The sequence below is a fragment of the Pseudalkalibacillus sp. Hm43 genome, assembly GCF_051842935.1.
In the GTDB taxonomy this organism is placed as follows: Bacteria; Bacillota; Bacilli; order Bacillales; family Fictibacillaceae; genus Pseudalkalibacillus.
This window is the reverse complement of sequence record NZ_JBPXRR010000001.1, coordinates 459,177-480,219: the sequence shown is the minus strand read 5'-3', so window position 1 is coordinate 480,219 and position 21,043 is coordinate 459,177. Positions and strand designations below refer to the sequence as shown.

27 protein-coding genes and 2 riboswitches are annotated in these 21,043 nt (G+C 40.9%); of the genes, 8 read left to right on the top strand and 19 right to left on the bottom strand.

Going from position 1 to position 21,043, the window contains the following annotated elements; all coding sequences use genetic code 11:
- Positions 1-8: 8 nt before the first annotated feature.
- Entirely contained in the window at positions 9-1,493 is a 1,485-nt protein-coding gene (locus ACSVDE_RS02525) for a S8 family serine peptidase (RefSeq protein WP_439299389.1), read from the top strand.
- 75 nt (positions 1,494-1,568) lie between these two features.
- Here the strand turns inward: ACSVDE_RS02525 and ACSVDE_RS02520 are convergent, their stop codons facing one another.
- A complete protein-coding gene (locus ACSVDE_RS02520; RefSeq protein WP_439299388.1) occupies positions 1,569-1,793 on the bottom strand; it encodes a hypothetical protein in 225 nt (74 codons plus the stop codon).
- 221 nt (positions 1,794-2,014) lie between these two features.
- Here ACSVDE_RS02520 and ACSVDE_RS02515 point away from each other — a divergent pair, with 221 nt between their 5' ends.
- Complete coding sequence (locus tag ACSVDE_RS02515; protein ID WP_439299387.1) at positions 2,015-2,482, top strand: hypothetical protein; 468 nt, start codon at positions 2,015-2,017, stop codon at positions 2,480-2,482.
- Between the two features lie 132 nt (positions 2,483-2,614).
- A complete protein-coding gene (locus ACSVDE_RS02510; protein ID WP_439299386.1) occupies positions 2,615-2,860 on the top strand; it encodes a hypothetical protein in 246 nt (81 codons plus the stop codon).
- A 54-nt stretch (positions 2,861-2,914) separates the two neighbouring features.
- On the opposite strand, the gene ACSVDE_RS02505 is transcribed toward ACSVDE_RS02510, so the two are convergent.
- The 5 genes from ACSVDE_RS02505 to ACSVDE_RS02485 all read right to left on the bottom strand — a co-directional run bounded on the left by ACSVDE_RS02505 (position 2,915) and on the right by ACSVDE_RS02485 (position 5,499).
- Positions 2,915-3,868 carry an alpha/beta hydrolase gene (locus tag ACSVDE_RS02505; RefSeq protein WP_439301916.1) on the bottom strand — a complete coding sequence of 318 codons (954 nt, stop codon included), beginning with the start codon at positions 3,866-3,868 and terminating at the stop codon, positions 2,915-2,917.
- A gap of 111 nt (positions 3,869-3,979) precedes the next feature.
- Positions 3,980-4,111, bottom strand: a complete 132-nt coding sequence (locus ACSVDE_RS02500) for a YczI family protein (protein WP_439301915.1) — start codon at positions 4,109-4,111, stop codon at positions 3,980-3,982.
- A 235-nt stretch (positions 4,112-4,346) separates the two neighbouring features.
- Positions 4,347-4,835, bottom strand: coding sequence for a small multi-drug export protein (locus ACSVDE_RS02495; protein WP_439299385.1), 489 nt, complete (start codon positions 4,833-4,835; stop codon positions 4,347-4,349).
- A gap of 32 nt (positions 4,836-4,867) precedes the next feature.
- The gene (locus tag ACSVDE_RS02490) at positions 4,868-5,290 is read right to left on the bottom strand and encodes a hypothetical protein (protein ID WP_439299384.1); all 423 of its coding nucleotides are present in this window, start codon (positions 5,288-5,290) and stop codon (positions 4,868-4,870) included.
- Positions 5,290-5,499 (bottom strand): helix-turn-helix transcriptional regulator, encoded by a 210-nt coding sequence (locus ACSVDE_RS02485; protein ID WP_439299383.1) that lies wholly within the window; start codon positions 5,497-5,499, stop codon positions 5,290-5,292. The genes ACSVDE_RS02490 and ACSVDE_RS02485 overlap by 1 nt, the downstream gene beginning before the upstream one ends.
- 588 nt (positions 5,500-6,087) lie before the next feature.
- Between ACSVDE_RS02485 and ACSVDE_RS02480 the strand changes: the two genes are divergently transcribed.
- Positions 6,088-6,795, top strand: coding sequence for a lysostaphin resistance A-like protein (locus tag ACSVDE_RS02480; protein ID WP_439299382.1), 708 nt, complete (start codon positions 6,088-6,090; stop codon positions 6,793-6,795).
- On the opposite strand, the gene ACSVDE_RS02475 is transcribed toward ACSVDE_RS02480, so the two are convergent.
- Positions 6,792-7,514 carry a MerR family transcriptional regulator gene (locus ACSVDE_RS02475; protein ID WP_439299381.1) on the bottom strand — a complete coding sequence of 241 codons (723 nt, stop codon included), beginning with the start codon at positions 7,512-7,514 and terminating at the stop codon, positions 6,792-6,794. The genes ACSVDE_RS02480 and ACSVDE_RS02475 overlap by 4 nt on opposite strands.
- Positions 7,515-7,974: 460 nt before the next feature.
- Here ACSVDE_RS02475 and ACSVDE_RS02470 point away from each other — a divergent pair, with 460 nt between their 5' ends.
- Together ACSVDE_RS02470 and ACSVDE_RS02465 are read left to right on the top strand one after the other, a co-directional pair.
- Positions 7,975-8,433 (top strand): LytTR family DNA-binding domain-containing protein, encoded by a 459-nt coding sequence (locus tag ACSVDE_RS02470; RefSeq protein WP_439299380.1) that lies wholly within the window; start codon positions 7,975-7,977, stop codon positions 8,431-8,433.
- The gene (locus tag ACSVDE_RS02465) at positions 8,426-8,824 is read left to right on the top strand and encodes a DUF3021 domain-containing protein (RefSeq protein ID WP_439299379.1); all 399 of its coding nucleotides are present in this window, start codon (positions 8,426-8,428) and stop codon (positions 8,822-8,824) included. The genes ACSVDE_RS02470 and ACSVDE_RS02465 overlap by 8 nt, the downstream gene beginning before the upstream one ends.
- Positions 8,825-8,940: 116 nt before the next feature.
- On the opposite strand, the gene ACSVDE_RS02460 is transcribed toward ACSVDE_RS02465, so the two are convergent.
- The 7 genes from ACSVDE_RS02460 to ACSVDE_RS02430 all read right to left on the bottom strand — a co-directional run bounded on the left by ACSVDE_RS02460 (position 8,941) and on the right by ACSVDE_RS02430 (position 14,266).
- Entirely contained in the window at positions 8,941-10,323 is a 1,383-nt protein-coding gene (locus ACSVDE_RS02460) for an L-cystine transporter (RefSeq protein ID WP_439299378.1), read from the bottom strand.
- 186 nt (positions 10,324-10,509) lie between these two features.
- Positions 10,510-10,803, bottom strand: coding sequence for a hypothetical protein (locus tag ACSVDE_RS02455; RefSeq protein ID WP_439299377.1), 294 nt, complete (start codon positions 10,801-10,803; stop codon positions 10,510-10,512).
- Positions 10,804-10,955: 152 nt separating this feature from the next.
- Complete coding sequence (locus ACSVDE_RS02450) at positions 10,956-11,900, bottom strand: ABC transporter permease (protein WP_439299376.1); 945 nt, start codon at positions 11,898-11,900, stop codon at positions 10,956-10,958.
- Positions 11,897-12,832 carry an ABC transporter ATP-binding protein gene (locus ACSVDE_RS02445; RefSeq protein ID WP_439299375.1) on the bottom strand — a complete coding sequence of 312 codons (936 nt, stop codon included), beginning with the start codon at positions 12,830-12,832 and terminating at the stop codon, positions 11,897-11,899. The genes ACSVDE_RS02450 and ACSVDE_RS02445 overlap by 4 nt, the downstream gene beginning before the upstream one ends.
- A 236-nt stretch (positions 12,833-13,068) precedes the next feature.
- Positions 13,069-13,545: a DinB family protein gene (locus ACSVDE_RS02440; RefSeq protein ID WP_439299374.1), complete on the bottom strand. Its 477-nt coding sequence runs from the start codon at positions 13,543-13,545 to the stop codon at positions 13,069-13,071.
- 83 nt (positions 13,546-13,628) lie between these two features.
- Entirely contained in the window at positions 13,629-13,955 is a 327-nt protein-coding gene (locus tag ACSVDE_RS02435) for an antibiotic biosynthesis monooxygenase family protein (protein WP_439299373.1), read from the bottom strand.
- Positions 13,956-14,101: 146 nt separating this feature from the next.
- Positions 14,102-14,266, bottom strand: coding sequence for a hypothetical protein (locus tag ACSVDE_RS02430; RefSeq protein ID WP_439299372.1), 165 nt, complete (start codon positions 14,264-14,266; stop codon positions 14,102-14,104).
- Positions 14,267-14,455: 189 nt separating this feature from the next.
- Here ACSVDE_RS02430 and ACSVDE_RS02425 point away from each other — a divergent pair, with 189 nt between their 5' ends.
- The gene (locus tag ACSVDE_RS02425; RefSeq protein WP_439299371.1) at positions 14,456-15,379 is read left to right on the top strand and encodes a DMT family transporter; all 924 of its coding nucleotides are present in this window, start codon (positions 14,456-14,458) and stop codon (positions 15,377-15,379) included.
- Positions 15,380-15,490: 111 nt separating this feature from the next.
- On the opposite strand, the gene ACSVDE_RS02420 is transcribed toward ACSVDE_RS02425, so the two are convergent.
- The 4 genes from ACSVDE_RS02420 to ACSVDE_RS02405 form a co-directional block, all read right to left on the bottom strand.
- Positions 15,491-16,054 carry an alpha/beta hydrolase gene (locus ACSVDE_RS02420; protein WP_439299370.1) on the bottom strand — a complete coding sequence of 188 codons (564 nt, stop codon included), beginning with the start codon at positions 16,052-16,054 and terminating at the stop codon, positions 15,491-15,493.
- A gap of 71 nt (positions 16,055-16,125) precedes the next feature.
- Positions 16,126-16,266 carry a hypothetical protein gene (locus tag ACSVDE_RS02415; RefSeq protein WP_439299369.1) on the bottom strand — a complete coding sequence of 47 codons (141 nt, stop codon included), beginning with the start codon at positions 16,264-16,266 and terminating at the stop codon, positions 16,126-16,128.
- Between the two features lie 311 nt (positions 16,267-16,577).
- Positions 16,578-18,086, bottom strand: coding sequence for a sodium:solute symporter family transporter (locus ACSVDE_RS02410; RefSeq protein ID WP_439299368.1), 1,509 nt, complete (start codon positions 18,084-18,086; stop codon positions 16,578-16,580).
- A 113-nt stretch (positions 18,087-18,199) separates the two neighbouring features.
- Positions 18,200-19,585, bottom strand: coding sequence for an LLM class flavin-dependent oxidoreductase (locus tag ACSVDE_RS02405; protein WP_439299367.1), 1,386 nt, complete (start codon positions 19,583-19,585; stop codon positions 18,200-18,202).
- A gap of 76 nt (positions 19,586-19,661) precedes the next feature.
- A riboswitch (SAM riboswitch) is annotated at positions 19,662-19,766 on the bottom strand.
- Between the two features lie 117 nt (positions 19,767-19,883).
- A riboswitch (SAM riboswitch) is annotated at positions 19,884-19,988 on the bottom strand.
- Positions 19,989-20,211: 223 nt separating this feature from the next.
- Between ACSVDE_RS02405 and ACSVDE_RS02400 the strand changes: the two genes are divergently transcribed.
- Positions 20,212-20,679 carry a hypothetical protein gene (locus tag ACSVDE_RS02400; protein WP_439299366.1) on the top strand — a complete coding sequence of 156 codons (468 nt, stop codon included), beginning with the start codon at positions 20,212-20,214 and terminating at the stop codon, positions 20,677-20,679.
- A 79-nt stretch (positions 20,680-20,758) separates the two neighbouring features.
- Here ACSVDE_RS02400 and qoxD read toward each other — a convergent pair whose 3' ends face one another.
- Complete coding sequence (gene qoxD, locus ACSVDE_RS02395) at positions 20,759-21,043, bottom strand: cytochrome aa3 quinol oxidase subunit IV (protein ID WP_439299365.1); 285 nt, start codon at positions 21,041-21,043, stop codon at positions 20,759-20,761.

The window sequence follows — 21,043 nt, the reverse complement described above, 5'->3', positions numbered from 1 at the left end:
TGGAACAAATGAAGAAAGGCTTACTCGTATTTTTGGGGGTTTTACTCGCTTTATCATCATTCAGTTTCAGCGTATTTGCATCACCACAAGAGACATCCAGTTCAAAGCAGGCATTTTTAGTCGTATTCAAATCTGAAAACAGCCTGCCTGCCAATTACGAATCTATCATTGAAAAAGCTGGAGGAGAAGTGACCTATGAGGTAGCGAAGATCGGAACGGTTGAAGCAACAACTTCCAATCCAACTGCCTTCATTAAGGCTTTAGTTAAAAATACAAACATAGCAAGTCTTGCACCTGCGATGGAAGTTTCATTAAACTTACCGGAATTTGAAGTAACAGCTGCTGACGTAGAACAAAGTGGATTACAACCTGTTCCTGCAGGTGAAAGCATCTGGGAAGCTGGATGGCAATGGGATATTGAGCGCGTGACGAATAAAGGTGCAAGCCACGCCCTATCAAGTGGAAATAAAGATGTTGTGGTCGGTGTAATCGACACGGGTTTTGATTTTGACCATCCTGATCTAAAAAATAACATTGTTCCTGGGTCCAAAACCTTTGTACCTGGAACGGTTGATGCATGGGACGCACATAGCCACGGGACACACGTTGCCGGAACGATCGGGGCAAATGGTCGTATTAAAGGGATTGCACCTGAAGTCGGACTCCGCGCATACCGTGTATTCTCAACAGGTAGCGCTCAACAAATTTGGATTACTAATGCGATTATTGCCGCAGCAGATGATGGCGTAGATGTCATCAATATGAGCCTAGGCGGTACACGCGTTGTTGGCCAATGGTATTACACAGATCCAACTACAGGTGAAAAGATCCGTTTAGGTAATGACGCAGCCGATATGGTCGCTTACAACAGGGCAATTCGATATGCAACGAATAAAAATGTAACAGTTGTCGCTTCTGCAGGAAACGACGGTCAAGACTTAAGCAACCCTGCAAAGCTTGCAGATTGGTATAACCGCGTATTAGATGCAAATCCTGCTACAGCTGCTTATGATGTACAAGGTGCAGCATTTAAAGTTCCTGCACAGATTCCAGGAGTAATTACTGTTTCTGCCCTAGGTGGAGGGTTTGGTACTGAGGATCGGTTAGCATTCTACTCAAACTATGGAAATGGAAACATCAATCTTTCTGCTCCAGGCGGCGATTTAGGTCCTGATTATAACGGAACACGCGTACCTGGTGACTACAAATGGTTAGTATTGAGTGCTATTCCGACTTACATGAATTCTTCAACAGGCGTCGCCCAATTCGGAACGCAAGGTTATGGTTGGAAAGGTGGAACTTCAATGGCTTCACCTCAAGTGGCTGGAGTAGCCGCGGCTTACATCGCAAAAGTTTATGAGGAAACTGGAAAGAAGCCATCTCCTAACCAAGTGCAGACCCACTTACAACAAACTGCAGATGATGCAGGTAAAAACGGTTTTGATCCAATCTTCGGTCATGGCGTTGTTAATGCGTATCATGCAGTAAAATAAAAAAATCCCTTTCCCTTGTGTGAAAGGTTCCTTAATAAAGTAACGGTGTACCAAGTGAAAAGCCTAGGTACACCGTTATTTTTCATTTCCCCTCTTAAAGTTTCCCGTAATTTTTGCCATAATGAGCTGTTCTGCTTTTTCATCTTCAGCTGCGTCCATTTTCCTCAAGAACTTCTCCGCGTCTTTACCTTTTAAAATTTTCACTTGTTTTCCCTGATAGTCCACAAACACAGTCTGATCTTTATTCACACGATAACCAAACGGTGACTCTTTTAACCGATTCCTTTTATCAATGCTCATTTCTTCCTCCCGAGTTTATGATTCCATTACAAATTAAGTCTTCTTTACGTGCTCTATTAAAATGCATTCTTCCAACCCAAATTATTGATTAGAGTTAAAGTGATACTCTTAATTATTTAACAAACGGTTAACAATCACCTTTCTAAAAAAGAAATTAATAGAGTTATTCGTACAATCAACTTCATCTACCTAAAATATACTAGTAAAAAGGAGGTATTACCTTGAAATGTGAGTGTTTTGAGTTAAAAAGGGTAAAATCCTGTCCTGATCCTGTTCCTTCTAATGAATCACCTGAATGTACACTAAGGCGATCAGAAATTAATGGAGATATTTTCTTTACTGATTTAGGAGGTCAAATCTTTTTTATTAACTCTACTTTTAATTTTCCTGATGCTTTTCAGTTATGCCCTGACCTAGATAGTAGTTTCCATCTGATAACAGTAGAAGAGCTAAATACTACAGATATTCTTAATACAATCAAAGAAATGTTTACGGTAAATGGTAAGCCTTGTTCAATAGTAATCTGGTCAACAATAAATGGAAGACCCACATTAGTACGTCTTTTTAGTAAAAAGTGCTTTTGTGTTAATGAATGTCTTTCTGTTTGTCATGAAGTTGATTTTGAAATTTTAAATACCCCATCAACTAATTGCCTTGCTTTTTCTATATGTGTTGCACCACCAGCATAATACCCTGATCATGTTTATCTCATGATCAGAATATCTTTTATTATACATCAACAAAAATTGTGTACAATTTGAGAAAAGTATTTGACAAAATTGTGACAAAGGTTCAATAATAGAAGAAAGGGGATGAGGAACATGAATTCGAGAACAAAACTAATTAACGCTACAAAATTTGTTGGGGGATCCGTTCTTTCATTAGGCATCATGATGTTTTTAATCGGTTTCATTGTAAGCGATTTCAGCTTTCTGATGTCCATTGGAATTGGAACGGTGACCGGAGCTGTGTTCATCTTCCTGATCGGAATGTTTTTTGTAGCAACGGAAGAAATGCTTGAGAAGAGTGACAGAGGAACGAGAGAAACGACTCCTTCCAGATCGTAAATTGAACTACATACAATGATAAAAGGTGCAGCCACCAGCTGCACCTTTTTTAGGTCAATCCATATGTTTTTTCAAAAAGTCCTCAAGCTTTACTTCATAATCCTCGCGATGGCTCACAAACGACTCTCCGTGATTGGCTCCATCGTAAATTACGAGTTCCGCTTCACTTTTCGCATTTTTATAAAGTTCCTTAGACATGGTGGTCGGCACAAACGAATCATCATTTCCGTGAATGAAAAGTATTGGTGCCTCCGCTTTCTTCACTTGATCCAGAGCAGATGCTTCCGTTAATGAATAGCCCGCTTTCCATTTTGTCACCAGACTGGTCGTCGGCAACACAGGAACATCAGGCAGGTGATACATGCGATCCATCTGATACTCGAACAAGTCATATACGCTCGTATACGCGCTGTCTGCGACGATCGCTTTTACATTGTCGGGAAGCTCTTCTCCACTGGTCATCAGTACGGTCGCTGCACCCATGGAAATCCCGTGCATGACGATATCCGTCCCTGGACCTCGCTTCTCTAGCAACTTGTCCACCCACTGGACCATGTCCAACCGGTCATGCCAGCCGAAGCCGATATAGTCCCCTTCACTCATTTCATGACCACGAAGATCGACTGTCAGGACATTGTAACCGAGCTGTTCGTGATAATGTTCCGCATACAGTCCCATATCCTGACCATCCCCAAGATAACCATGAGCAAACACGACGGTTTTATCTGTTGGTTCTTTTGCTTCTAAAAAGTACCCTTGAAGCTTCAGCCCATCAGCAGACTCGATCTCCCAGTTTTCAAAAGGTTGGTTCCGGTACCAGGTACGCCAATCACCCTTAAGGAAGACATCCATCGCTTTAGCAGAAACTTCTAAGTCTTGATTGCCTGCTAGGAATTCTTTCACATCTCTTTTTATAGCTAAATCATAAAAATAAAAACTAGCAACAATATTGACCAAAAGTAAAATACACAAAAATCCTAGTCCAATTTTGACCCCTAATTTCTTTATCACGTTGTCTCCTTCCCCCTCGTCTCTCTCTAACTCCATTATACTAGGATAATAGAGGGAAGAAACCAGAAACAGCATGGTATTTCTTAACATATTCTAAGCTCAACTTTATTAATAAGTATAAATGGATACGTAAATGACAAATGCAGAGGTAAGAAATGAGAACATGGCTGTTAATTTCCTTTTCTCTTTTAGTTCATTTAAACCACCAACGAATAACATTAATCCAGCAAAAAGAAACATGTAAAAATTGAATGCATAGTTACCAGACAATAATCCATAAACGGATAAGCTTAACACGATTATCCCTAAAGAGATTTGTAACCATTTCAACAATTTCTCCACCTCAATTAAATGCAATGACATTTCCAATACTTATATATTAAGCAAAAAGAGCTAGTATCCTTGTTCAATAGAACGTGATTTCATGGTATTTGAGTGTGTGTAAAAGCAATAAATACCTTTTTCGTATAAGTCATTACTTGTTAATGAGATCGACAAGAAAACCGTCACCACGGTCTTGATAAAAGAAATCAACGCCATAATAGGTAAGCACTCCAGTTACAACTGCCCATAGGATTAAGCTGCCTTGCATCCAGAAGGCTACCATTCGTTTGTTCTGTACAAATGCCATGCTCAAAAAGGCTGCAAGGTGACTTCCAACTAGAATCGGTCCAAATAACGCCAAACCTGGAAGTCCATATTTCTTCCAAATCCTCTCTGCACGTTCACTTCGCTTTTTGGCGACCTTCCCTTTCTTTTCTCTTCTCTTCTCCAACCAGATCGTGATTTTTTCAATTAAAAGAATGACTAACAGAACTGTAAGAAGGTTTCCTAGTAAACTCACTAATATGACAACCCATGGATTCAACCCTGCAATGATCCCGATTGGAATAACCGCAATCATTTCAAAAAACGGCGTTGCAGCCAATAAAAAGACAATTAAATAGGCAATCATGAATTCCATCTGCCTTACCCCCTATGCTAGATTTCTAGTTTCTAATGCAAATACCGATATGCCTCATACCAATAAATACTGTATTGAACGGCCGCCATTACAAATAAAACGATAAGTGGTACTTCTGGAAAGATTGGATACATCGTGATGATTATAGCTCCAACTGGTACAGCAAAATAAAAGAAAACATAAACTTTGCGACAAGCTTTATTCGTCATCCATTCTTGACCTTCATCTTCTTCCTTCAATTCATAAGGAATCAACGTAAAAATGTTTACTTTTCGATCTGGATTTTTATAATTATGGACGACAATCATCAAAATGTACGCTGCTGAAAATGACAAAGTCACCCATAACATTAATGAAATCAAACCTTCATGTTCAGAAGTTATATATAAAAATAAGATAACCAATGCCATATAGAACATCATAGTAAATGGTGATCGAATGAATCTTTCTAGCATTATTCCTCTTCTCCCTTCTCCAGCCAAAACACTTCTTCTAGAGGTACTGTAAATGTTTCAGCAATTTTGAGTGCTAATGTGACTGAAGGGGCATAATCCCCTTTTTCAATCATGCCTACTGTCTGTCTTGTAGCTCCAATTCGCTTTGCTAAATCATTCTGCGTCAGATCATGACGCGCTCGCAATTCTTTAACTCGGTTCCGTAACATCTATTCCCCTTCCTTCTAAATACTGTAAGTCAAATTGTAAATGATAATTGTCATAATGTAAAGGATAGTTGTCATAATGTAAAGGATAGTTGTCATTTTGTTTAGAAAAGTTTACATGATTCAGTTTGTAGTTGAACTTAGAGCGTTTAGTAGAATTTAACTTTTATATTAAAACCATTGAACGTGAAAAAAAGTGGATAAGAGAATACCTGTCTCAAAACCCTAAGTATTCCAAGATTGAAAGATCCCTACATAAAATAGCGGAACAAGACAGGAAAAAATAATTATGAACAAGCCCAATAAAATAATGAGGAGCTTCTTTTTCCAGAGTCCGATATGCATGAGTCCAATACCCAGGACGTACCCGGCAAATATGGACCAACCCATGCTCATCAAGAATGTAAGTGCCCCCAGCAAGACAAAGATAATGAAACTGATCCACCATTTATACATGGTTGTTCCACCTTCTTATTTTTTGTTTTTAATTTACCATTTATGCGGTATGGCGATGTTGCTAAATTTTTTTAGATAAATCCTTGTAGGTGACGTTGCGTAACCTCTTACACTGTTAGTAAGGGGGAGATTTGTATGTTGAACAGAGAATCCTATTTTCGAGAGGTACCATGGAGTTGGAGACATTTTGTATCATTAATGTTGATTGTTCTTGTGTTGGTCCCATACTTTGTTGAATACCATCTGAAAAACTATGTAAATGAAAATTTTCAAAATGAATTATATTCTGGAACCTTCATTGGATTGGTCATGGCTTTCATATTTCTAATAAGTCTTTATTTTGTAGCCATAAGACCATTACAACTCACTTGGGTAGATGTTGGAGTGAGATCTTTTCCTAAAGGATACTGGCGATCTATTATAGGATGGACTCTTGCTGTAATCTTGCTCAGTATTATCATCGTCATAATTATGGACCTACTTATCCATGTTGGTACAGAGAATAGCAAAACTGAAAGCTTACAGTCACAATTAAACATTGTAACTTTCCTTATCGGCTTCATATCCGCAGCTATTGTTTCACCGATCTATGAAGAAATTTTTTATCGCGGATTTGTTTATAGGTTTTTACGATATAAATACGGAATACCAGCGGGGTTGATCATAAGCTCTACCATTTTCATGATCGTGCATATCCCAACCTATAACACATTACCGATTAATTTAGTAACAGGGCTTGTTTTTGCTTGGACCTATGAAAAAACAGGGTCTATCTGGCCAGGTGTCATCATTCATGGAACATTTAACGGAATTGCAATTGTACTTACTGCGATTAGTAGTTAATGAAAATAATCATAAGCCTGCTCAATAAAGTCGATTACCTCTGGTTTAACCGGATATAGATCAAGGGATTCTGAAGAACTTTGTGATCGACGTACTTTCCAAAACTTCTCGATAAGATCAGCATTCCCATCAAAAGTCTCTTCTGATAATAAGTCCATATCATCAGTGATAAGGCTCGCCTGAATAGAATGAGGAGAAACACCTTCTTCTATACAGAGTTCAATACGCTTGATGAGGTTTATCCATTTCTTTGTCATGATTGTATCCTCTTCAAGTTTAGGTAATCTTTCTTGTAAAATGGCTTCTTCATTTTCGGTGAAAAAATCGCTCCAATGACTTGAACTTTCTTTCGTCACTATTAAAGTCAATAGATCTTCCCATTTGATGGATCCTTCAAGCTTTAAGATATTTAACACTGAGTTAGTATGTGAGATGGACTGGCTCAGTGTCTCAGATTGTTCAATAAGTTGAGCCTTATGTGCTAATAATATTGTTTCTGTTGATTGCTCTTCTATTATTTTCTTTATTTCTTCTAAAGATAATGACAGTGACTTCAATAGAATTACCTTCTCTAGCTTTAAACAGTCATCCGACGAATAAAGTCGTTTACCACCTTCTTCTATCAAAGAGGGTTCAACTAATCCTACTTGGTCGTAATATCTAATCGTTCGAACAGAAACCTTAAGTTTCTTTGATAATTGGCCCGTTGATATGTACAAGTAATAGTCCCCTTTTAAAAATTTATTGTTTGCTCTTCTATTGCTACGCAACCATGAACACCGCGATGATACTTATCATCGCAATAAAGCCTAAACTCCACAACACGACTTTCTTACCTGTTTCACTTTTGTGGAACAAATAATTAAAACTTAAGTAGATTGCTGTCCCTATTGTATAAAAAACGATACCTGAAATAAGCTTCTCAATCTTATAACCGCCAAATATAAAATGTAGAAATGTAACGGGAATAAGAAACAGTATGATTCGATTGTGCAGTTGTTTTGTATTCAATGTATACCTCCCTTTCATTTACCTCTTAACGATCATTTACGATTCAAACGAGGTTAAGTTCCTTCATACACCCTTTCATGCATTTCATTCGACCCATTCTGCAGGTCATCCATATTTTGAAGCGAAAGTTAAAATATGGGTTTATCATCGTAACTGAGGTGTTGGGAAATGAAAATACAAATCGATATTAACGAAAACTATGAGGAAACATCAGTCACAATCAATGCAAACGCATGGACGGATGAGTTGGACCGGATCGTTCAGAAGTTAAAAGAACCCCATATGCAGAAGGTTCTCGGAATAAGAGGTGAACAATCCATTCTACTTTCCCCAGAAGATATTGAATTCGTATATGCGGAGAATCGAAAGGTCTTTGCGGAAACGGATCAATCGACGGTTGAGCTGAAACTTAAATTGTATGAAGTAGAATCGCTGCTCGGGGATTTTAATTTCACGCGATTATCCAAATCTGTAATCGGAAACATTACGCACATTCAGCGGTTTGAATTATCGTTCAATGGCAATCTGTGCGTACATTTTACATCAGGGAAAAAAGAATATGTATCAAGAAAATATGTCCCAATCCTCAAGAAAAAAGTGATTTTAGGAGGAGATTCGAATGATTGAAGCATTAAGAAGAGCGATTATTGGTGTGGGAATCGGAGGATTGGCAACGTTTGTCATGTTGACCATTTTCAAAATGAATGCAATCTCAGTAACAGTGGATGAATTATGGATCCATATGCTAGGGAGCTTAATACTAGGTATCTACTTTGGGGTCGGATCCCTCATCTTTGAAAAAGAAGATTGGAGCCCTTTAAAGCAGATTATCACTCATTTATCCCTTTCAGTAATCGTGTTCTTTCCGATTGCTTTGACAACGGGTTGGGTTTCGGCTAAACCTGTGCCCATCCTGTTCTGTCTGATCACATTTCTCATCATCTATGCATTATTTTGGTTTTCAATCCGCTGGTACTTAAAAAAGATGGAAGCCTCAATGAATGAGTCCATCCAATAACACACAGGGTCATCCGATTTTGATTGGATGACCCCTTTTTATGAATGACCATAATAAAAGCCCAACTTCCTGATCTTAAGAAATTGGGCTTCTGTCGTTATTTCATTAGCACCGATTTATACTTCTACAACATCCTTCTGCTGGTATACTTCGTTTTCGAATTCTCCTGTGGCTTTGCTTGTCAGGATACCAGATGTCATGGCTCCACTGACGTTTACGGCAGTTCGGCCCATGTCGATGAGAGGTTCAACTGATATGAGCAGTGCCACGATTGTGATCGGCAGGTTCATGACGGACAGTACGATGAGAGCTGCAAAGGTTGCGCCTCCCCCGACACCTGCAACACCAAATGAACTGATTGCGACTACGAGAATAAGAGAAATCAAGAATGATGGACTTGTAGGGTCGATACCAGCTGCTGGGGCTACCATAACCGCTAACATGGCTGGATAAACACCAGCACATCCATTTTGCCCAATGGTTAGTCCAAAGGAACCGGCAAAGTTTGCAATCCCTTCCGAAACACCAAAATCCTTTGTTTGTGACTTAATGGTCATCGGCAGTGTTCCTGCACTTGTACGCGACGTAAAGGCAAACGTTAAAGTCGGCAGACCTTTTTTCACGTAATTGACAGGGTTTAATTTTGCAAAGAACAACAATAGTAAGTGAATGATAAACACCACAGCTAATGCCACATAAGAAGCCACAACAAACGTGCCTAATTTCATGATGGCATCATAGTTACTTGTCGCTGCAACTTTTGCAATAATCGCTAGGATCCCATATGGCGTTAGACGGAGAATCAACGTGACCACTCTCATGACAATCGAGTATATACTATCAATGATTTTCGCAAATAATTCTGCATGCTCTGGTTCTTTTCGCTTCACACCAAGGTAACCCATCCCGATAATGGCGGCAAAAAAGACAACGGCAATTGTTGAGGTTGCACGAGCACCTGTAAAATCTAAAAATGGATTGCTTGGAATGAACTGTAGGATTTGCTGAGGAATCGTCATATTTTCTACAGTCCCAACACGTTCCTGTAATTGTTCATTCCGAGCGTTCTCCGCTTCACCAGCCGACAACTCAATACCATCCAGTCCAAATCCTAACGCAGATCCAATTCCAACAGCTGCCGAAATCGCAGTCGTTCCAATTAAAATCCCCACGACAAGGAAACTGATTTTCCCGATATTCTTCGTTAACTTCAACTTCGTAAAGGCTCCGACAATTGAAATGAAAATGAGCGGGATAACAACCATTTGTAGAAGCTTCACATAACCATTGCCAACAATGCTGAACCAATCAAGTGTTCCGGCTGTAACTTCGTGCTCTGTTCCATAGATCAGATGAAGAAGATAACCGAAAATGATACCTAAACCTAATCCTGTGAATACACGTTTCGAAAAGGATACTTGCTTCTTTTGCATGTAGTACAAACCAAGTATCAGCAACAATAATATTGCGACGTTTAAGGAGATCAGGAATATATTCATCTTTATCCTCCTTTTTGTTTGTTAATTTATATTACGAATTTTTCTGATGTGTATTCCTAATCTCTCCAGTAACCATTCCTATGTAAAAATAAAAACACCACAAAAAAACACTATCCATCTAGTTGGGTTAGAGGATAGTGTTTTTATGACTGCTTACATTAGTTACTAAATGAGCACACCAATTAATCAAAATAACAAAAATAATAAAGAGACAGCTGTATAACTGATTGCCACTAATAGACTTATGATGGTCTGGCGATCCAAACCATTACCACCGCTTTCTGGTGTAGACACAAATGATAGTGTTTGTGGATCCACATGACTTCCCGAGCCTTCGTGTGAAATATTCAATACTAAGAGCACGATCACGGCAGTAATCCCCACCATCACAGCAAGATCAAGAAAGTGGAAGCCTAATAAAAGAGCAGCAATGACATTTGCTATTACTAAAAGGCTAAGTGTAACCAGTACCCGCACCAAAATCTTTATATTACTCACCCCAATGACGATGTGACATCAGTCTATATTTGCAAAAGCGGTCTTCACATGAGCTTTAGTAACAACTGGGAGATCACATCAGAACTTCTTGGCATCAACAATATTATTGAAGAAACAATCAAAATGAGCTGTTTTTATATACTAATATCCCTCTTCTGGAAGAAGACGAATGTTAGGATCATGAAGATCGCATAGTACACAGTTAAGATCATCAATGAGAACTGCAGTGTGACGTCTCCCAGGATTTTATCCTGCAAAGCGTAAATCGTTAAGTCGAGATGCGGGAAAATCACAAATTTAGCCCACTCGTACTTCTCTGCCAAAAAGACCATCAATCCGCCTAGTGTGGAAGATACGAACAAGACAAAGATTCCAATACCAACCGCCAGCGCCTGACTTTTAAATAAAGTGGAGAGCATAAACGCGATTGCAGTTATGATCAACAGGCTCGGAAGGTAATAGGCCATCTTCAGGAAGAATTGTGGACCGACTTCTGCTTCCTTCTGTCCATCCATCGCCATCTCAAAGATTTTAGCTGAAAATTCCCCGTTACCGAATGCGATCAATCCTACAAGATATCCAGAAACAATCATTGTCACCAAAAGAATAAGTGAATAGATGAGTATGGATATATATTTAGAAAGGAGGATCGCCCACCTTTGATGTGGTCGGATCAAAAGCTGCTTAATCGTCCCATCCGCAAATTCAGAAGACACGCTTGCACTTGCCACAATAACAGAAAGCAATGTGACCAATATCGTGACCCCGTATACAACTTCATTCATAAAATGCCAGTTACTTTGAGCATCCGGATTCACGTCTTTATCCAGATATTGTTGTTTTTGTTGAATTTGTTCTTCAAAAAACTGCCTTTCTCCCTCAGGTACTTCTTTGGCATTTTTCTGTAATTCTTCGATCTCAGCCTTCATAGTAGCTTTCCAATCCTCATCAGCTTCACCTGCAACTGCATTGGAAATAATACCGCCCGCAATGACCGCGATCAGAATAATGATGAGATAGATCCAACTCGATTTCTTTTGGAACATTTTCATGAGTTCGTTACGAATTAAGGAAATCACTTCACTTCCTCCTTTACGCCTTGATTTGTAATCTCAAAGAAGCGGTCTTCCAGCGAAGCTTCTACACGGTTGATGCCATAGACATCTATTTCATTTGAAATCAAAAGTCGATTAATCATATTAATGCCAGCTCTATTGATATGGACGGAAAACTGTTGGTCTGAAAGTACTTTGATATTAGAAACTTCTATTTGTTCTTTCACGACATCAACGGCTTCTTGAGAGTTGTCCACCTCAAATACGACCTCTTTCGCTTCGTCAATCTCCGTCGTTTCATTCATGGATGAGATATGGATCAGCTTTCCTTTTTCGAGAATCGCAAAACGATTACACATCAGCTGCATTTCCGATAATAGATGAGAAGAAACGAGGACTGACATTCCTTCAGCTGCAAGGGTATGGAGGTAATCTCTGAATTCTCTGATTCCCTGCGGATCCAATCCATTCGTAGGCTCATCAAGGATAAGCAGTGACGGGTTATGTAACAACGCTTGAGCCACGCCAAGCCTTTGTCGCATTCCTAGTGAATACGTCTTTACTTTCTTATGCATGACGTCTTCCAGTTTCACTAATTTGACGACCTCTTTAATACGTTCATCTGACACTTCCTTAAGCGCCATATTTGCATAATGCTTTAAATTTTTGTAACCACTCATATACTTGTAAAATTCCGGGTTTTCAACGATGGCTCCCATTTCACTCATCGCATCTTTATATTGTTCATCCAGGTTGGTGCCATTAATGATAACAGCGCCATCTGTCCGTTTGATCAAGCTGACAATCATACGGATGATGGTCGTCTTCCCGGCTCCGTTGGGACCCAAAAGTCCAAAGATTTCACCCTTTTCCACACTGAAACTCACATCATCTACGAGCTTCTTCTTTCCAATGACCTTCGTCAACGATTGTACTTCTAAAGCATGTGTTGCCATAAGTTCCCCTCTTCCTATCTGAATTCTAAAGTTCTGTTTAAAAACTCCACCTATTCATACGATGAGAAACCAAAATAGTTCCCAATCTTAACCAATTTGTTTTTCTGGATTTTTCAACAAAAACAAAAACACATCAAAAAAGCTTAGGAGTAATCCTAAACCATTTCTTATATTTTTTTATAAAATCGCCTCTTAAGCTCCTGATTTCATTCTTCAAAACAAAATATTTCTTTCAGTTAACGGTTGGATGGCCACGACTTTTGCATTTTTCTGATTTGCATAATTTGACCAGTATGATAGGCGTCGTGAAGAAAAATGTCCAATAGCTTTTCTTCAAGTGAATTTTGCTCAAGCTTCTCAACAGAAGTGTTACTAAGTACCTCTCGCAACCGATGTTGAGCATTTTCTGCACGTACAACGACTTTCTTCCATTCTTCATCTTCATTAGATGGTGTAATGAAATGAAAGGTATCATCGCCATCAAGGTTGTGTGCCCACTCACGCCCTTCCATGTTTGTGGCAAGTCGCTCTTTGTAGTAAATGAGATGATTGACGTTTTCCCAGATTGATTTTGTCGCCTCTCCAGCTGGTTTCCAATTGGCTTGTTCTGCTGTGATTCCTTCAATTGCATGTTTGAACGGTGCATACCAACTCTCTTTATCATATGTTGAATCTAGAACGTTTAAAAGTAAGTTAATTTGATTCAAAATCATCTCTCCTTGTAAAGGTAGAATTCTAAAACCCTTAGTGCTGAGGCAATAGACATTACGTAATGAATAAAGTGCAGAAGTATGTATCACATTTCATAAAACTGATCTCTCTCCACCCTACAAACTCTAAGTACAAATTTTTTATACCATTCTGATTTGCCTCTATCTTGGGCAACTTGATGTGCTGAATGTTCCTTCCAATTCTTTATTGCATCCAGAGACTCCCAGTATGACACGGTAATGCCCAGCCCCTCATCACGAGCATTTTCCACACCTAAGAAGCCCTCCTGTTGAGAAGCGAGCTCTACCATTTTGTCCGCCATCTTACCATAACCACCATCAACTTCTGTTCGCTGTGAAGAAAAGATCACTGCAAAATACGGTGGTTGAGGAGTTTTTGCGATTCGACTCATATTGCTGGTCCCCCAATTTTCAAAAGAGAATACACTTTAAATTCTCCATCCTGCTCAACAACTCCTACTCGCAACAAAAATAAAAACACCACATTTAGTACTGTGATGTTCGTAGTAAACCTTTTTAAACACTTCTTATAAGGCAATCAGGTCTCATCATTTCTTTTTGGCTTTTTAATGAAGATCGGAGCTGCGTTGTTATTCAAGAGCGGGGCTAGATCAAGCGTGTCATTATCATCGCCGTTTAAAGCCTTGTTGATCTCTTCATTCGCATGTACTGCTTCATCTTCACCGCTTTTTCTTTCATTCATAGTTTGGACAACCTCCTTTTTGTGTATTTTAGCCCTAAAGTTGCAATGGTATGTCTTGTTTCATTCTTTATGTTCATCTTTCAAATTTCCAGGCAAAACCTGCCTCTCTTCGTTCCTTTTCGTGTTATGATTTGAAGATAATTCAGCTCGAATCAAACGAGAAGATCCGAAAGAAAGAAGATGATGGCTTTGACAAAACCAATCATTTATCTGTTACTGTTGATGCTCATGATTATCTGGGGCTTCAATGTCATTGCGATAAAAATTTTAGTGGACTATTTTGCACCAATCACGATCACGGCATTCCGGATTTTGACGGCAGGCTTTGTCGTGATGATTGTTTTAGGTATGAAAAAAGAATTTCGGAAAGTGAATCGGAAACAACTCTTTTATATCGTCATCTGTGCGTTGACAGGTTATTTGGGACATCATTATTTCCTAGCAACCGGATTGACGATGACGACCGCTTCAAACACAGGTCTCATTTTAGGTCTTGTTCCATTGATGACCTCGCTCTCCGCGATCCTGTTTCTTGGTGATCGATTGACGCCTTTGAAGCTTTTGGGGATTTTACTCGGATTGACTGGGGTTTCCTTCATCGTTTTGAATGGCTCAGGTAACTTGAACGGTATTTCCTTAGGGGATGTTTTCGTCTTCCTATGTGTCGTGGCACAAGCAATCAGCTTCGTATATATCAAAAAATTAACCCAAACGATGGATGCCCGTTTGATTACTGGATGGATGCAGCTTTTAGGTGCTGTATTCTTGTTTTTAGTCAGTTTTCAAATTGAACCTGGTGGGATGTCGACCCTGACTGGTAAACCGAGTTGGGTGTGGAGCGTCTTTTTCGCATCCGCCATACTCGCCACAGGCGTCGGGCATATGATCTACAACAAAGCGATCCATCAACTTGGTGCAGGTGAATCGGCGATCTTCATCAACTTGACGCCATTTTTCTCTTTGATGGGGGCTTGGCTGTTTTTAGGAGAAACCATTCAACTATCCCAGCTTGCCGGCTTTTTCTTCATCGTCACAGGAGTCGTACTAGGAACTGGCGCATTGGAAAACAAAAAGCACTATCGTGTACAGCGTACAGTCCAGAAGGGAAGCTGACGTTTCTATAACAAACAAAAGACCAAGTAGATCAAATTCTTTCTACATGGTCTTCTTTTTGTCTTTTCTTGGAAAGTGTCAAGTGGATGACCAGCTACTTTCGTTACCAATTTATATTTTGAGATTTTTTGCTTTAATATCATGAACAAGTTCTGGTAGATCATCTTGAAATAAATGCCCGTGGTTCTCGAATATTCTTTTCTGAGCGTGTGGAAGCTTATAGGCATAGTGTTCAAAATGTGAAAAAGGTACAACATCATCATTTCGGCTATGATAAAGATAGATTTGGGAGATTGAAGGTAGTCTCGTTTCAAAATTATCCGTGAGTTCAAATTCTTTATATTGCCAATCTTTATCCAAACCCCAAAAAGGTGAACCCATTACAAACAAACCAGAGATAGATACATCACAAAATTCTTCAGTTAGATACTTTAGAAGAACTGAACCACCTAATGAATGTCCGATCAAGATTACAGAACTCTTTAACTCAGAAAGTTTCTCTTCTAGTACGTTCTTCCATAAATCATAGCTTGGGTTTTCCGGATCCGGCATGGCAGGGGATGAAAAATGGAAATCCGAACTAATGGACTTTTGTAAATAAGCGATTAGTCTACTACTTCCTTGCTCTCCGTCCTGGGGTCCTGCACTGTGAATGAACAATACATGCTCCTTCAATTCATATCCTCCTCACGTTAATTTGAAAAAGGGTGGGGTGAAATAGTTAATCCATATTTAACTATTTCACCTTAGTGTTGAAGATCCCTTTTCGTACTTTCCACTTTCATAAGCACTCTTTGAGTGGGTGACTTCACCAGTTTCAGCGTTTTCACCCATCCAAAAGCACTCTTTGAGTGGGTGACTTCACCAGTTTCAGTGTTTTCACCCATCCAAAAGCCCTCTTTGAGTGGGTGACTTCACCAGTTTCAGCGTTTTCACCATATCAGAAAGCCTCTCTGGTTAGGTGACTTGACGGATTTGTCGTTTTCATCATGTCAGAACCTTTCGTAATAGAAAATACACCGTAATCATTCTCTTTGATAACTGACCTTTTGAATGTCAGGCTATGTCATCATTTCAACAGGAACACCTATCAAATTTTAGTGCAATTTGATAGGTGTTTTAATGTGCTTTTTAAATTTTTGTTGTGTTAGGTCACGTCTTCGTGCCTGTTTGCAAAAGGTGTTTGTTTTCGCCAACATCAATGATTAATTGAATACTTCAGCTTGCGTTTGACTGCTGGCTGTGTAACTAGACAAACCGAGATCATAAGGGTGAATCCGAGGATTGAACTGTAGAACAACGCGATGAACAGATTCGAGACGATTTCCAGACTGGTCAACGTCATGTAGAGTCCTGCTCCTCCGATCAAGGAGGCGAGTGCGCCGTACTTGTTCGCTTTCGGCCAGAAGTAACCAAGGGCAATCGGGGCTGCAATTCCACTGATGATTGCTGACGTTCCGAATTGGATCAATAGTGCTAGGGAATCTGGCCGTTGAACTGCAAGGTATAACGACAGTAACCCGATTACAATCAGTGATGATTTTGAGATTTTCACAGCCCGATCGTCGACCATTTTTACCGTAACCGATTTGTTCTTCAAAAGGAATGGACCGACCAATGGTTTGAAAATATCGTTTCCGATGCTTGAAGAGATCCCCAGATAGAGACTATCCGTCGTTGAGAGGATTGCTGAAATGATTCCCGTTAAAATGATGGCGACGATTACTGGATGAAACGCTTCTATTAAATACAACGGGATAGCTTTATCTGGCGCTTCAATGTTTGGTAAAATCACCCGAGCTGCTAGCCCCGCAAAAACGGTGAGCGTGGATAAGAGGAACAGGGAAATGCCGGCCGATAGCGTGAACGGTCGCAACTGCTTCTCATCATCCAACGTTAACACTTTGTTCAGTAGATGCGGCAATAAGACGAAGCTGAACAGTAGCCACTGAATCGATAAGATTGAAAATCCACTGTTGAACGGACCGTCGCTGGTCGAAGTCGCTGCCACTAGCTGAGGACTGATGGATGCGAGCTGGCCGTGGAGCCGGTCAAACACTCCGAGCCCACCGCCGACTGTCCACAACAAGGAAACGAAGATGATGATGGAGGTAATGCACATGATGATGCCTTGAACACCATCACTTACGAGTTGCGCAAAGGCACCGCCCCAGCCGACATAGAGGATCGTAATCGTAACCCCGAGCACGACGCCCCATATGTATGGGATTCCGACGATCGTCTCGAACAACGTTGCAAGACCGACATTTTGTCCGACGATATAATACACGTTGAATAGGATCAGAAAGGCGACAAGGATGCGGATCGTGTCACTGTCATACTTCTTTCCCAACCATTCCGGCAGCGTGACGACGCCGCCATTTTTCTGACCGTATCGCCAGAACGTCTTACTGAAAACCAGGAGGCCAATCCAGGAGATGCCGAAGCACCCGAGCGTCCACCATAGCGTCGAAACGCCATACGAATAGGCCCAGGCGGGGACCCCGAGGAACAGGTTGGCACTGGCAAACGAGGCACCGAAGCTCATTCCGACGATCCATGGATTCACTTTCCCTTTGGCGATCGTAAAGCCGACGAGGGTTCCGCTATGCGCAGACCCTTTCTTTCCGAGCCATATGACAAATGCGAAATAGGCGGCGAGCAATACAACAGTGATCCAAATGAATGAAATGGCGTATGATCCCATTACGACTCCCTCTCCTTACTTTCCTTCGGATACAGATGATTCCATAGACCAAGACCGATGACCCAGAAGACGAACAAACCGATTAGATAAAATGTGAACATTGGCCCCACTCCTTAAATATGTTGTAGAGTTTTCCCTTTGCGGTATTGTGTTCCTGTATGCGTATCCGGTAGCTTGACCTTCCCGTGCCCGAACAATTTCTCCCGGTAAGTCCCTTGTTCATATTCATGCTGAACGAGTCCACGATCCTGCAGGATCGGAACGACCAGCTCGACGAAATCCTCGAAAGTTCCAGGTGCAAGGGTATACGCGATGTTAAAGCCATCGACATCCGCTTCCCTCACCCAGCGCTCCAGTTCATCCGCCACCTGTTCCGGTGATCCAACGACAAGCGGTCCGCGACCACCAAGACCGACGTGCTTCGCCAGTTCCTCAACCGTCCATCGCCGGTTCGGATCGGCTGTCGTAAATACCTCCACGGAGGATCGCATCGCATCATTTTCGATATACTCAAGGGTCTGATCCGGACTGAACTGGGAAAAATCGATTCCTGTCCATCCCCCAAGTAGCGCCAACGCTCCGTCATAGCTGATGTAGCTTTTCTGTTCTTCGTACTTTTGCTTCGCTTCCTCTTCTGTCCGACCGACAATTGGTGTGAACACCGTAAAGACCTTGACACTATCCGCTCCACGCCCATTTTCATCAGCTTTTAAACGAATATCATCGACCGTCTTCCGCACGATTTGTGGCGTTGGACCGGCTACGAAAACACATTCGGCGTGCCTTGCTGCGAACTTTCGTCCACGTGGGGACGCGCCTGCTTGATAGAGGACGGGTGTCCCTTGAGGAGAAGGGTCACACAGGTGTATTCCCTGTACTTTGTAAAACGCTCCGTCATGATTGATGGCATGCACTTTTTCCGGATCGGCGAACACCCGCGATGTCTTATCGTGCTTCACCGCATCGTCCTCCCAGCTGCCTTCCCAGAGCTTGTAGCTTACCTCAAGGAATTCCTCCGCCAGCTCATAACGGTTATCATGACCGATTTGTCGATCAAGCCCGTAGTTCCGAGCAGCACTGTCGAGGTACGAGCAAACGATGTTCCATGCCACGCGCCCTTTCGTCAGGTGATCGAGGGTTGAAAATCGCCTCGCAAGTGTATACGGCTGTTCATAGGTAAGTGTATACGTAAGTCCGAAGCTCAAATGTTCGGTCGCCTGTGCCATCGCTGGAACGAGCAAGAGGGGATCATTGACTGGGATCTGCACGCCTTCCCGTATGGCCGTATCCTGACTTCCCTGATACACATCATAAACCCCGACCACATCCGCTAAAAACAGGCCGTCGAACTTTCCTTTTTCAAGGAGCTGTGCAAGCTCCACCCAATAATTCACATCGTTATACCGAAGCGACTGATCGTCCGGATGTGCCCAAAGCCCTGGTGATTGATGCCCCGCACACCCCATATCAAATGCGTTCAACAAGATTCGTTTCGTCATGATTACTCCTCCTTTTTCAAATAAAAAACCCTCTTCCAAAATAAGAAGAGGGCTGAAAATACGTTTCATATCGCTCTTCTTATCTTTCAAGCACATCGGCTTGCTGGAGTTGGCACAGTACTGCACGCAGTCTGTTGCCGAGGTTTCGCAGGGCCAGTCCCTCCACCTCTCTGGATAAGAAATGCAACTATTCTTTTTAAAAACATACCGTTCGTTCACCAATCACCTCTTTCAACAAAATAATAAAACCTCTTCTTAACGAATAAGAAGAGGTTGAAAATACGTAATCTCACGGCTCTTCTTATCTTTCAAGCACATTGACTTGCTGGAGTTGGCACAGTACTGCACGCAGTCTGTTGCCGAGGTTTCGCAGGGCCAGTCCCTCCACCTCTCTGGATAAGAATTCGATTCAGTTGTCATTTTTAATATGAATAATAATCTACTATCCACACGTGCACCTGTCAACAGGAATTTTGAATTTTTTTAAAATAAAAAAGGAGCACCCTACACAAATCCCATGATTTGTTTACACATAAACTATTGATATTAGTAAGTTCAAAAATAATAGGGTGCTTGTACAAGCAAACTCCACATTCCTAAATAAACTGTTAATAGGAGGTGCTTGCATGAAACGTTGCTCTATCAAAAGTTTTACTAGTGTATCTTGTCCTATTCCGCTTCCATCCAAAGAAAGCCCAGAATGTACACAGCGAAGAAATGAAATAGATACTGTTCCTTTTACAACCCCATCATTTGGACAAATATTCTTTATTAACCAACTATTTATTTTTATGGATGCCAAAACAGCTTGCCAAAATATTGATAATGAGTTTAGTTTGATTAACGAGCAAGATTTAAATGATCCTAATATTATTGTGACCCTTAAACAGATGTTTACCGTTAATAATACACTCTGCTCCATTGTTACGTGGGCACTAATAAATGGTCAACCAAAGCTTGTACAAATATTCGGGGAAAATTGTGTATGTGTTAACGGATGTCTTATCTTATGTGAAGATGTTGACTATGAAGTTTTGAAAACTCCCTCTTTGAATTGCCCTGCATTTGTTTTATGTATTAGACCACCTGCTTAAGGGCAGCTGACCATTACAATATAGAGAAAGCAAGAGTTCCCAAATGCGGAATCTCTTGCTTTCTTTGTGTGCTATTCTTTTATCCCATATCCCATACAAGTACGAGCAGTGTACCGAAGACGGTGAACAGGGCGATGATGACGCCGTAGTAGACGTTCGCGTAAATCGCGCCTTTATCTTCTGTTTCACCGGCGTGCATGAACACGACGAGCTGTAGGCCCGCTTGAAGGAACGCCGTGATCAGAAGGACCGTCATTGCGACTGCATACGACATGTCGAAGAAATAGACGCCCATCGCGACTGCCGTCAGTACCAATGAGAAGACAAATCCCATGATCTGTTTACGAGGAAAGAGTTCGCTCAT

What these genes read in the sequence shown, in the direction of transcription:
- ACSVDE_RS02525 (WP_439299389.1), top strand. Translation starts at nt 9, where the DNA reads ATGAAGAAAGGCTTACTCGTATTTTTGGGGGTTTTACTCGCTTTATCA.
- ACSVDE_RS02520 (WP_439299388.1), bottom strand. Translation starts at nt 1,793, where the DNA reads ATGAGCATTGATAAAAGGAATCGGTTAAAAGAGTCACCGTTTGGTTAT.
- ACSVDE_RS02510 (WP_439299386.1), top strand. Translation starts at nt 2,615, where the DNA reads ATGAATTCGAGAACAAAACTAATTAACGCTACAAAATTTGTTGGGGGA.
- ACSVDE_RS02500 (WP_439301915.1), bottom strand. Translation starts at nt 4,111, where the DNA reads ATGTTTCTTTTTGCTGGATTAATGTTATTCGTTGGTGGTTTAAATGAA.
- ACSVDE_RS02495 (WP_439299385.1), bottom strand. Translation starts at nt 4,835, where the DNA reads ATGGAATTCATGATTGCCTATTTAATTGTCTTTTTATTGGCTGCAACG.
- ACSVDE_RS02490 (WP_439299384.1), bottom strand. Translation starts at nt 5,290, where the DNA reads ATGCTAGAAAGATTCATTCGATCACCATTTACTATGATGTTCTATATG.
- ACSVDE_RS02485 (WP_439299383.1), bottom strand. Translation starts at nt 5,499, where the DNA reads ATGTTACGGAACCGAGTTAAAGAATTGCGAGCGCGTCATGATCTGACG.
- ACSVDE_RS02480 (WP_439299382.1), top strand. Translation starts at nt 6,088, where the DNA reads ATGTTGAACAGAGAATCCTATTTTCGAGAGGTACCATGGAGTTGGAGA.
- ACSVDE_RS02470 (WP_439299380.1), top strand. Translation starts at nt 7,975, where the DNA reads ATGAAAATACAAATCGATATTAACGAAAACTATGAGGAAACATCAGTC.
- ACSVDE_RS02465 (WP_439299379.1), top strand. Translation starts at nt 8,426, where the DNA reads ATGATTGAAGCATTAAGAAGAGCGATTATTGGTGTGGGAATCGGAGGA.
- ACSVDE_RS02460 (WP_439299378.1), bottom strand. Translation starts at nt 10,323, where the DNA reads ATGAATATATTCCTGATCTCCTTAAACGTCGCAATATTATTGTTGCTG.
- ACSVDE_RS02445 (WP_439299375.1), bottom strand. Translation starts at nt 12,832, where the DNA reads ATGGCAACACATGCTTTAGAAGTACAATCGTTGACGAAGGTCATTGGA.
- ACSVDE_RS02440 (WP_439299374.1), bottom strand. Translation starts at nt 13,545, where the DNA reads ATGATTTTGAATCAAATTAACTTACTTTTAAACGTTCTAGATTCAACA.
- ACSVDE_RS02435 (WP_439299373.1), bottom strand. Translation starts at nt 13,955, where the DNA reads ATGAGTCGAATCGCAAAAACTCCTCAACCACCGTATTTTGCAGTGATC.
- ACSVDE_RS02430 (WP_439299372.1), bottom strand. Translation starts at nt 14,266, where the DNA reads ATGAATGAAAGAAAAAGCGGTGAAGATGAAGCAGTACATGCGAATGAA.
- ACSVDE_RS02415 (WP_439299369.1), bottom strand. Translation starts at nt 16,266, where the DNA reads ATGGGTGAAAACACTGAAACTGGTGAAGTCACCCACTCAAAGAGTGCT.
- ACSVDE_RS02410 (WP_439299368.1), bottom strand. Translation starts at nt 18,086, where the DNA reads ATGGGATCATACGCCATTTCATTCATTTGGATCACTGTTGTATTGCTC.
- ACSVDE_RS02405 (WP_439299367.1), bottom strand. Translation starts at nt 19,585, where the DNA reads ATGACGAAACGAATCTTGTTGAACGCATTTGATATGGGGTGTGCGGGG.
- ACSVDE_RS02400 (WP_439299366.1), top strand. Translation starts at nt 20,212, where the DNA reads ATGAAACGTTGCTCTATCAAAAGTTTTACTAGTGTATCTTGTCCTATT.
- qoxD (WP_439299365.1), bottom strand. Translation starts at nt 21,043, where the DNA reads ATGAGCGAACTCTTTCCTCGTAAACAGATCATGGGATTTGTCTTCTCA.